The organism is Desulfurispora sp. (assembly GCF_052744395.1).
Window position 1 is genome coordinate 1 of the sequence record NZ_JBRAJI010000065.1, and the last position, 9581, is coordinate 9581.

General features: G+C 58.0%; 13 protein-coding genes and 1 pseudogene. 11 read left to right on the forward strand and 3 right to left on the reverse strand.

Annotated features, from left to right (window positions below):
- Nucleotides 1-74 precede the first annotated feature (74 nt).
- From ACUVTU_RS12630 to ACUVTU_RS12655, 6 genes are all read left to right on the forward strand, one after another.
- Nucleotides 75-239, forward strand: a complete 165-nt coding sequence (locus ACUVTU_RS12630) for an HNH endonuclease (RefSeq protein ID WP_445890313.1) — start codon at nucleotides 75-77, stop codon at nucleotides 237-239.
- Nucleotides 240-371: 132 nt separating this feature from the next.
- Nucleotides 372-596: a DUF1659 domain-containing protein gene (locus tag ACUVTU_RS12635; protein WP_445890314.1), complete on the forward strand. Its 225-nt coding sequence runs from the start codon at nucleotides 372-374 to the stop codon at nucleotides 594-596.
- A gap of 120 nt (nucleotides 597-716) precedes the next feature.
- Nucleotides 717-938 (forward strand): DUF2922 domain-containing protein, encoded by a 222-nt coding sequence (locus ACUVTU_RS12640; RefSeq protein WP_445890315.1) that lies wholly within the window; start codon nucleotides 717-719, stop codon nucleotides 936-938.
- Nucleotides 939-1187: 249 nt separating this feature from the next.
- On the forward strand, nucleotides 1188-1487 hold the full coding sequence (locus tag ACUVTU_RS12645; RefSeq protein WP_445890316.1) for a hypothetical protein: 300 nt from the start codon (nucleotides 1188-1190) through the stop codon (nucleotides 1485-1487).
- A gap of 143 nt (nucleotides 1488-1630) precedes the next feature.
- On the forward strand, nucleotides 1631-1981 hold the full coding sequence (locus ACUVTU_RS12650; protein ID WP_445890317.1) for a hypothetical protein: 351 nt from the start codon (nucleotides 1631-1633) through the stop codon (nucleotides 1979-1981).
- Between the two features lie 274 nt (nucleotides 1982-2255).
- On the forward strand, nucleotides 2256-2456 hold the full coding sequence (locus ACUVTU_RS12655; RefSeq protein ID WP_445890318.1) for a hypothetical protein: 201 nt from the start codon (nucleotides 2256-2258) through the stop codon (nucleotides 2454-2456).
- A gap of 60 nt (nucleotides 2457-2516) precedes the next feature.
- Here the strand turns inward: ACUVTU_RS12655 and ACUVTU_RS12660 are convergent.
- Nucleotides 2517-3497: pseudogene (locus ACUVTU_RS12660) on the reverse strand (Rpn family recombination-promoting nuclease/putative transposase).
- Between the two features lie 245 nt (nucleotides 3498-3742).
- Between ACUVTU_RS12660 and ACUVTU_RS12665 the strand changes: the two are divergent.
- From ACUVTU_RS12665 to ACUVTU_RS12675, 3 genes are all read left to right on the forward strand, one after another.
- A complete protein-coding gene (locus tag ACUVTU_RS12665; protein ID WP_445890319.1) occupies nucleotides 3743-4141 on the forward strand; it encodes a hypothetical protein in 399 nt (132 codons plus the stop codon).
- A gap of 194 nt (nucleotides 4142-4335) precedes the next feature.
- The gene (locus ACUVTU_RS12670; protein WP_445890320.1) at nucleotides 4336-5292 is read left to right on the forward strand and encodes a hypothetical protein; all 957 of its coding nucleotides are present in this window, start codon (nucleotides 4336-4338) and stop codon (nucleotides 5290-5292) included.
- A gap of 66 nt (nucleotides 5293-5358) precedes the next feature.
- On the forward strand, nucleotides 5359-6813 hold the full coding sequence (locus tag ACUVTU_RS12675; protein WP_445890321.1) for an SLC13 family permease: 1455 nt from the start codon (nucleotides 5359-5361) through the stop codon (nucleotides 6811-6813).
- 75 nt (nucleotides 6814-6888) lie between these two features.
- Here the strand turns inward: ACUVTU_RS12675 and ACUVTU_RS12680 are convergent, their stop codons facing one another.
- On the reverse strand, nucleotides 6889-7413 hold the full coding sequence (locus tag ACUVTU_RS12680; protein WP_445890322.1) for a hypothetical protein: 525 nt from the start codon (nucleotides 7411-7413) through the stop codon (nucleotides 6889-6891).
- A 39-nt stretch (nucleotides 7414-7452) separates the two neighbouring features.
- Nucleotides 7453-8580: a hypothetical protein gene (locus tag ACUVTU_RS12685; RefSeq protein WP_445890323.1), complete on the reverse strand. Its 1128-nt coding sequence runs from the start codon at nucleotides 8578-8580 to the stop codon at nucleotides 7453-7455.
- Between the two features lie 116 nt (nucleotides 8581-8696).
- On the opposite strand from ACUVTU_RS12685, the gene ACUVTU_RS12690 reads away from it, so the two are divergent.
- Nucleotides 8697-9263, forward strand: a complete 567-nt coding sequence (locus ACUVTU_RS12690) for a GNAT family N-acetyltransferase (RefSeq protein ID WP_445890324.1) — start codon at nucleotides 8697-8699, stop codon at nucleotides 9261-9263.
- A gap of 5 nt (nucleotides 9264-9268) precedes the next feature.
- A partial coding sequence (locus tag ACUVTU_RS12695) for a class I SAM-dependent methyltransferase (RefSeq protein WP_445890325.1) occupies nucleotides 9269-9581 on the forward strand: 313 nt, incomplete at its 3' end.

Sequence of the window (9581 nt, forward strand, 5' to 3'; positions counted from 1 at the left end):
GCCCTGAAGATGCTGCGTAGCTGCCCCGGGGGTAGCCAGGATGCGGCTGTAATGGCGGCCCAGACGCGGCCCGGATGCGGACCCGGAAGGGGGTCCGGGATGGCGGGAAAGATACCATAGAAAATACTGTTGCTCTCTGCCCCAACTGTCACCGCAAAATGCACTCACTGAACCTGCCAGAAGACAAAAGGCGTCTGCAACAAGCCGCGCTGAAAATACTAAATAACAGCGAAAATTAACTAAATAAATACTTGACAAGTATCCATATTCTGCTACACTATAACTGACCGGCAAAATTTGCCGGTCTTTCTCTTTTCAGGCGGGCCCCGGGCCGGTCGGAGCCCGCCCCAAAAAAACGGAGGTGGAACACCATGGCAGTAACTCGCGTGGCAAACGACTGCAACCTGACGCTGGTGCTGCAAACCGGGGTGGATCCACAGGGCAACCCCATCACCAAAAAGAAGACCTTCAGCAACATCAAGACCGGCGCCTCGCACCAGGACGTCTTTGACGTGGCCTCTGCCCTGGCCAACCTGCAGCAGCACGGCGTGAACAAAGTCCTGCGGGCCGACATTGGCGAATTGGTTAATGCCTAAACCGCCCCTTAACTGACGGAACGTGACCCCATTTCCTGCCAGTAACCTGTTTGCGCCAGCCCCGGCAGACGGCTGGCCCCTGTTCAACCGAAGAACACCACACCAGAGGAGGGCAACACCATGGCCAAAGTGCTCCGGATGGTCTTCCGCAACGCCGACGGCAAAGCTGTGACCATCACCTTGAACGACCCCAAGGACAACCTCACCCAGGCCCAGGTTTCCAGCGCCATGGACACCATCATTGCCAAAAACGTCTTCACCAGCAGCGGTGGCGACCTGGTGGAAAAAACCTACGCGGAAGTGGTAGAAACCACCCGCAACACCATTTACGGCACTCCGTAATCCGGCCCCACGCGGGCGGCCGCGCAGCGGCAGGGACAACCCGCCGCTTTTATATTAAAATGCGCCCGGCAAGATTAAGCGGGTGCCAGGCAAAGCCCCGCCCTGCGGAGTCCTGGCTCAACCGATCCACATGTTTAGTGCAGCAGTAAAAAACCTGCCCACACAGTGCCTAAACCTGTCGGCTACCTGTGCCCAAAACAGCCAGCCGGCCGCTGGCCGGTAACTTGTGAGAACAGGCGGTGAACACCCTTGACCGGCGAAGAAGCGCTGAAAACCCAGATCTACCACGTCCAGGAGGACCTCAGAGAAATCAAGGCCGACCTGAAAGAAATGCGCCGCGACCACAGCGAGAGCCTAAAGCGCGTGCACCAGCGGCTGGACGAATTTGCCAACCGGGATCCGGTCTCCCGCCGGGAGTGCGAGCAGTGTCGCCAGGGCTGCGCCGCCCAGGTGGAGCAGAAAATCAAAGAAAGCCGGGGCTACCCGGCCTGGGTGGCCCTGCTGCTCTCCCTGTGCAGCGGCCTGGCCGTGTACGCCCTGACGCGATAGCAGCCCGCAATCTGGACCCCCCCCGTCCGCGCCTGCGCCGGATACTACATGAAAAACAGAACAACCGCCGGTCGGAAAGCGCAAAGCATCCGGGCACTTCCCCCACCGGGTTGGAACAAAGCTCACACCGGAGGTGCCACCAGATGAGTGAAATGGACAGCATCATCATCACCGGCCTGACCATGTGGCTGGTGCAGCTCTGCCGCCGGCAGGGCCTGGACAAATTCTACGTGCCGCCGCTGGCCTTCCTGGTCGCCGGGCTGTGCAGCCTGGCCTGGGCCTGGTTGACCGGGGCGGAGCTTTTGGCCGGCGCCTGGCGTCAGCCGCTCCAGGAGGGCCTCTGGCTGGGCGCCGTGGCCGGCGGTCTGTACGGCTTTGGCCGGGCGGTCTGGCAGGGGCGGGAAGCCGGCCCCCTGGCGGGCCGGGAGCAGCCCCCAGCCCCGGCCAAAACACCTGCCCCGGGGAAAGCGCCCCCAGCCCCGGGGAAGGATTAACCTGCTCCGGGAAAAGGTTGACCGGAATTGACGCAGACACGCCCGTGCAATGGTGCAGTACCAGATTTCCCAAAAGGTTTTGGTAAACATCCGATCTGATCCTGATGGAATTACGTTTATTAATGTGTGTTGAGTTGGATAAGGGTTGACAATATCACAAAAAAGCGCAAAACAAACTCCACCCTGAAATCAAGGTGGAGGTTTTTTTGCCGGAATTTATTTTGCGCAGCTCTGATAACGACAAATTTCGATATACGGGGGTGATGTATAATTTTTGCAACAATGTATGCATAAATATTTTGCCGTGCCGGGCCGGCCGGTATATCCCGGGGCATATGATCGGGCCGGGGAGTGCAGGTTTACTGACCCCACCGGGCATACGGTTGGGCTGGAACTGGAGGTAGTGCTGGGGGCCAGCGAAAAAGCTGCCCTGGCCAGCAGTGTGTGGCGGGTGGACAAGTCAATGCCAGGTTAAATAATTCCAGGTTTGTTACTGGGAAAATTGTGGAGCACCCCGCCATTAACCCGGAAGACGCTACTGAATAATCGTCTTATGCAATTTCAGCACATCTTCCAGCGGTAAACCTGTGATTTTGCTGACCAGCTGCGGATCCAGTCCTTCACGCAGGGCGGCCAGCGCGCTTTCCTGTTTGCCCTGGGCTAGACCCTGAGCAATGCCCTTAGCAATGCCCTGCTTTATACCCTTTTGCTCGGCATCGGCTATACTCTCTGCCAGTATCCGTTCAATATTGGTCACCATAACCTTTCCCTCCTCTGGCCCGGCTTGTTGCAGTATTTCCTCTACTCTGGCCTGTTCTTTCTCCGAGAGATATGGTGCAATAATTTTGCGCAGAAAGGTTTTAAAGCGCTGAAAATCACCGGGTGTCATGTTGCTGAGCACGCGCTGCACCCGGCGCAACGCTTTGAACACCTGCTTTAAGTTGCGGCTTTTGTCCAGCATAAACACGGCGGCTACCAGGTTGGCCAGGCGCAGCAGGTGCTGGTCGCTATATTCATGTACACTGATTAATTTATAGTGGAAGTTGAGCACATACCCGGCAAACTGTTCGCTTTCGGCCAGGATGTCCTGAAAGCAGGTGGCCGCCGTCCAGCGGGGCCTTCCGTTGTACAGCACCAGAGGGATAATGGCCGGCAGGCGAAATACCTTGCTCTCCCGCTCCCGGGGCGGCGTGTTATTAAACACTTCCCGCCAGATTTCCACCATGTACAAAAGCAGGCGAAAGGGCATCAGGTAGTCCACTGTGGACTGCAGTTCCAGCAGGACGTAAAAGATTACAGCACCTTCAGCGCTTTTCATGCGGTAGACTATGTCGGCTTCTTTGTCGGCAAATTCCTAGGTAATGTAGCTTTTGTCCACCAGGATGAGGGCCTGCGAATCAATATTGTGTACCCAGGGGGCCGGGACAAAGCTGCGCAAAAGCTGCAGGAAGGTTTCCTTGTTCTTGAGCAGATATTTGTAGCCCTTGTCGTGCGGCTGGTGGACGGGGTGGGGCATATACAGGCACTCCTTCTGGTTTGATTATATCACGGGGCTGGTAGAATGAGAAGATTTCCAGAAAGTGAAGCCTCTCCCCGTCTACTCTGGGCTGTGTTTAAGTGGCATTATGCACTTCCATGCGCTCGTTGGGGCAAGCCCGGTATCGCCTAGCCGGGCAAAGCGAAAGCTGTTTGCCGCTTTATGTTTATTCATTTACCTCAGGGGTAAACTAAAATAACACCTTATCGAGGAGGCCGATTCGCATGAGCGAACTGGATCAACTGGTCATGGAAAGGTTTGTCGCTATGAAAACGCGCGCGGTGGAGCATTTTGCCCGGCAGCATCCGCACCTGATGGCGGTACTGCAAAAGCTGCTGGGCAACCAGGAAAACCGGGTGGGCATACGGGTGACCGAAAACGGCCAGGTGGCGGGGGATTACACGCTGCACCTGCAGGGAACCACCATCACCGGCGCTGCCAGCGGGGTGCTTTCCCCGGAACTGCACCATCCGTTTGGCCTTGTCATCCGGCCCTATGTGATTGTAGAGCGCCGTGTCCTGGAGCAAATGCTGCAGGAAGAGGACGAGCTCATCTCCCACCCGCTGAGCGCGATCAAGAAATATCTGCCCGAGGTGACGGTGCGGTTTATGCGCGCGGCATAGAAAATCCTGAGAGATGTAGTGAAAAAGGTATTGCTAATTTGTACTGGTAATTGTATAATATATCACAAGAGAAGTGACAAAAGGTGGTGTCCATAGAGAAAGTATTAATATTCACGAACATAACATAATGAATCTAGCCGTCACCCAGACTGCTTTTCGAAAGGTGGTGACAAGGAAAAGCCGGGGTGGGATAAATGTTTTTTCGCGTGGTCCGGACCACCTACAAGGATAAACAGTACAAATATTTGAAGCTGCTGGAAAGCGTGCGGCGGGGCAGGCAGGTGCGGCAGCGCCAGGTTTACAACCTGGGAAATGTCAGTCATTTAACTGACGAGCAGCTGGCCGATCTGGTGTGCCGCCTGGAAAAGGTGATGTCCCTGACCGAGCGTTTGACCGGCTACGAGCTATCCTGGGGAAAGTTTCCGCGCACCTCTTTTCTGCTGGCGCTGGAATTTTGTCTCAACCCCGGGCCCCCCGGTATTGATTGGCAGGTAATTAAAAAATGCTTGCATGAGGAAAAGGTCAGGCGGGTGATTTTCCGCCAGGGGGCCAGCGCTTTTTGGGCCGCTCTTGCGGAACATTGGCCGCATTTCCAGGACGAAAAGAAGCTGGTGGTCTTTACCAGCCATCTGCCGCCAGCCCTGGTTCACGACAAAAACATCTTGCTGGACATAGCTTTTAGCAGCCGGGGGTACCCGCTGAACTACAAAATTGCTGAAGGACTCATCTGTCAGTTGAAGAACTTTCTTTCACAAATAAACGAAAGTTTTACGGACAATACCTTCGCTGTTGTGGCAAGTGAAAGAGCATACAATAACTATGTTCTTCCCGTGTTCCAGCAGGCGGCCGCAGCCGGGCAGGAAATCCTGCTGCACCGCCAGTCCATTAACTGGCTGGGCCGGCTGGTGGGGCAGTCCTGCCGGATGTATTACCTGGATTTGAGCGGCGGCCGGTCGGTGCCGTCCACCGAGGCGGTGCGCCTGGTGGTGGACTACATGAATTACCAGGATGCGCTGCTGGCTGGCCTGGCCGCATTCAGCCAGCAGGCCGGGGACGGCCAGAGCGATATAATGGACATTTTAATTACGTCATATTTCTTCAAGCAGTGCCTGCAGCACCATGTGGATCTGGCTCTGCTGCAGCAAAAATAAAAGCTTGTGCTCAAAGGCTTTCAGGCAAGCGGCTTTGGGCCGCGGGCCGCACGAGGAGGGGTAAAAATGAATTTTGACAAACGGCGCTGGGTTTTTCTGATTCTGGGGTTGGCCCTGCTGCTGCTGTTTTATCTGGCTCCCCAGTTTGCGCCGGCGGTGGACCCGGCCGGCAAACAGTTTGAGCTGTCGCGGGCCGGTCAGGCGGCCCTGGGCCTGTTCCTGCTGGCCGGTATCTGGTGGGTGTTTGAGGTTATACCCATTGGTGTTACAGCGCTGGCCATTGGTATACTGCAGCCCCTTTTTGCCATCAGACCGGCCAAAGAGGCCATGAAGGACTTTATGGATCCTACAGTTATGTTTATTCTGGGTTCCCTGCTGGTGGGGCTGACCTTTTCCAAGGTGGGTCTGACCAAGCGTCTGGCCTACCGCATGCTGGTGGTGGTGGGGGAGGATACCAGTAAAATATTGCTGGGATGTTTTGTGCTCACCGCTTTGTTAACCCACATTATGGCGCACACTGCAGTGGCCGCCACGGTCATTCCCATCCTGGCAACTATTCTGGCTTTGTATAGTGAAGGAGACACCAGTGGTAAGCCGACCAAATTTGGCAAGGCGCTCTTTATTGGCATGGCCTATACTGCCGGCGCGGGCAGTATTTGTACCCTGATGGGTGGGGCGCGCAACCCGGCTGCTGTGGGCTTTTTCAAGGAGTTTACCGGGCAGGATATTTCTTTCACGGCGTACTCGCTGCACATGCTGCCCATAGGCTGGGCACTGGTCTTCTTGCTCTGGCTGCTCATGCTGGTGTTCTTTAAGCCAGAGAAGAAAAGCATTCCCGGCTTGCGGGCCCGGGCGCAAAATCTGTATGAGCAACTGGGGCCCATGAGCCGTGAGGAGAAATTTGTGGCGGTTGCTGTCACCCTGGCCCTGGCTGTGCTGGTGGCCCAGGCTGTGGTGCCTGCTCTGAAAGGTATTGATCGTTCCATACCTTTATTACTGGCCGGACTGTTGTTCTTTGCCACCGGCATACTGGATGTGCAGGACCTGGAGAAGAAAATACCCTGGAACGTGCTGCTGCTCTTTGGTGGGGCCATGAGCATTGGCTTTGCTCTCTGGAAGACCGGGGCGGCCCAGTGGATGGCGGTGAAGTGGCTTTCCATGCTCCAGGGCGCTCCCTGGGTGGTGTTCCTGATTGGCGTGGCGTTTTTGGTATTGATCATGACCAACTTCATCATGAATGTGGCGGCCATTGCCATTGTCCTGCCGGTGGCCTTGGTGATTGCTAAATATCTGGGGGTTAACCCCGAGCTGATCCTGTACGCTTCGGTGACATCGGCCGGCTTGCCGCTGCTGTTGCTGATTGGCGCTGCCCCCAATGCTATGGCCTATGAATCCAGGCAGTTTTCCACCGGTGAGTTTTTCCTGGCCGGTATACCCGGTTCGATTATAGTGCTGGCGATCATCGTGCTGTTTGCTTTCACCTACTGGCCGCTGGTGGGCCTGACCCCTCTGCTGAAATAGTCTGGTGCGATAAAAATGGAAAAAGCAAGGGAATGAGCCCGTTCCCTTGCTTTTTTGTGCTCAAAGCGCCTGGATTCATTCCGGCCGCTGTGGGCGGGTGAGCACCAGGACATTTTCCGGCAGGCGGGGCAGTTCCAGGTGCACCGGTTCGCTGATGTGATCGGTCTTTTCCGCATCGCGGAAAAAGCCCTGCAGAATCACTTTCTGGCCGTACGGCAGCAGGGTGGGCAGGTGGTCGGGCAAATAAAAAAAACCGTCACAGGTTTGCCCTTCTTTGAGCCGGGCCGGCAGCGGCGGCCGGGTGAGCCGGCCGGTGCCGGCGGGCAGGGTGATTTTCTGGCCGTCGGGCAGGATGATGCCGCAGGCGGTGACGGTGACCGGCTTGCGCCCCTTGTTCAGAGCGGTAATGGTGAGGATCTGGTCGTCCCGGCCGGTTTCCCGCCCGGTGCTTAAAAAAACCTTCACCTGGGGCCGGGTGAGGCGAAAGACCAGGTACAGGGCGTATGTGGAGATGATGGCGGCGTAGACGGCCAGAATTTCCACCAGCCATTGGTTCAGCCATTCCCAGTTGGAGGTTTCAAAAGATTCAATGGGCAGCATACCCGCAGCCTCCTGTGCTCTTTATTATCCCTGCCGGCATCAGTCCAGCTGCAGGGCGATGACAACGGCATCCTGGACGATCTGCAGACCGGTTACTTTAAAGCGCCAGCTGCCGTAAGTAAAATGCCAGTCGGGGCTGGCCGGCGGCCAGAGCTGCTCCAGCAGCTGCTGCTGCACCGGCCAGCCGTCCAGATACAGGCGCAGCGGTTTTAGAACCGGACCGTCGCCGGTGTTTTCCGCTTTGCCCTCCAGGGTGAGCGCGGGCCACCCGGGGTGGGCCGGGATGTGGATGCTCCAGCGGTCCGGGGCCAGGGCCACGCGGCTGCCCGGCGGCAGCTGGCGGTCATCATTCAGCAGGCGGGTGATTTCGGCATCTTCCACCCGGACCGTGGCCCGGCCCCCTTGCCAGCCCACCTGATAGCTGCTCACCTTTTGCCAGGGCAGGCCGGTCAGCGTTTCCTGCAGCCGGGACAGGATGCCGGTGCTGTTCAGGCAGTAGGATTCCAGACCGGTTAGATAATCAGCCAGCTGGGCAGATTGTTTTTGCAGCCCGGCCAGATAGGCGCGCTTTTGGGCGATGGCCTGATCCAGCTGCCGCCTGTTCTGGGCCAGGCGGTTTAAGGCGTCCTGCCAGTGCGCCTGCCGCTTTTGCCAGGCGTGCTGCGCTTCATCCAGGTTCTGGCAGGCCCGGCTGGCCTGCTGCCAGTCCCGGGCAAAACTCCGGGTCAGTGTATACACATAATAGGTGCGCCGGGCAAAGTCGGCGGCGTCGGACGCGTCTAATAGCAGGCCGAGCAGTTCCAGCCAGCTGTGGCGGTAGTACCAGTTCAGCCAGAGGGCCAGCTGCTGCCGGGCGGCATCCCGCTCCTGCTGCGCCCTGCGGTAGGCCCGGTAGGCGTCCTGGGCGGCCTGGCGGGCGGCCTGTTCGGCCTGCGCGGCCCGGTTAAACTGGCGGGCCAGCTGCTGCTGGCGGGCTTCCAGGCCCAGCAGCTCCTGCAGCAGTGCCAGATTTTGCTGGCTGAGCCGGGCGGCCTGGCGGTGGGCGGCCGAGCGCTCCTGCCAGGCCGGTTCCGGAGCGGAAAAAGCTGCCTGGCCACTGGTGATAAAAACCAGCAACAGTGTTATAATGAAAACTGGCAGTTGGCGCGGACAGCTCGCTGTTTTCATAGCAGTTCCCCGCTGCGGATTTAAAGTGGCTGGCATGTAATGCTGTTTTTATTTTATTAGCATCCGGCCGGAGGGACAAGTTTTCGCGCGAAAATTATTTTTGAGGTGATGACGGTTTGGATATACATATTACCGGGCCTTTATCCGCCGAGCAGCTGCAGCAGCTGGACATGAGCAGTGAGCTGAATAATTTTCGCCCCTATCAGCGGCAAAAGCAGGCCCTGATCAACATTACCACCCTGCCTCTGGGCCGCATTTATGCAGCGTGCCACCGGGAGACCATCATCGGTTATGTGGCCTTTCATGCGCCCGATCCCGACAGCCGCTATGCCCGCCATCCGCTGGTGCTGGAACTGGGCGGCGTGGAGGTGGCCCGCTCCTGGCGCCGACGCCATGTGGGCTCGGCGCTGCTGGACTACATCTTCAGCGACCCGTACTATGAAGATTATATTGTCATAACCACAGAATATTATCGGCACTGGGACCTGGCCGGCAACAATATGGATGTCTGGCAGTACCGGCGCCTGCTGGACCGCTTTTTCGGCCGGGTGGGGTTTTTCCCCCAGGCCACCCGCGACCCCGACATCCTGGAGCATCCGGCCAATGTGCTGATGGCCCGGCCCGGCCGCCGGGTGGACCTGGAAAGTTTGATGTTTTTTGAAGACATCTTGCATCAGGAGTGATGATCTTGCAGCTGTCAGCGCGTCTGTCCGCCATCGCCGGCCTGATCCCGGCGGGCAGTGTGGTGGTGGATGTGGGCACCGATCATGCCCGCCTGCCCGTGTATCTTGTGAGAAGCGGCAGATGCCCGCGGGCTCTGGCCACCGAGATAAACCGGCAGCCCTGGCAGCGGGCCCGGGCGGCGGTGGCGGAAGCCGGGCTGAGCGATCGCATCGCGGTGCGGCTGGGCGACGGTCTGGCCCCCCTGCGCCCGGGCGAGGCCGACGTGGCCGTGCTGGCCGGCATGGGCGGGGGACCCATCGGCCGGATCCTCCAGACGG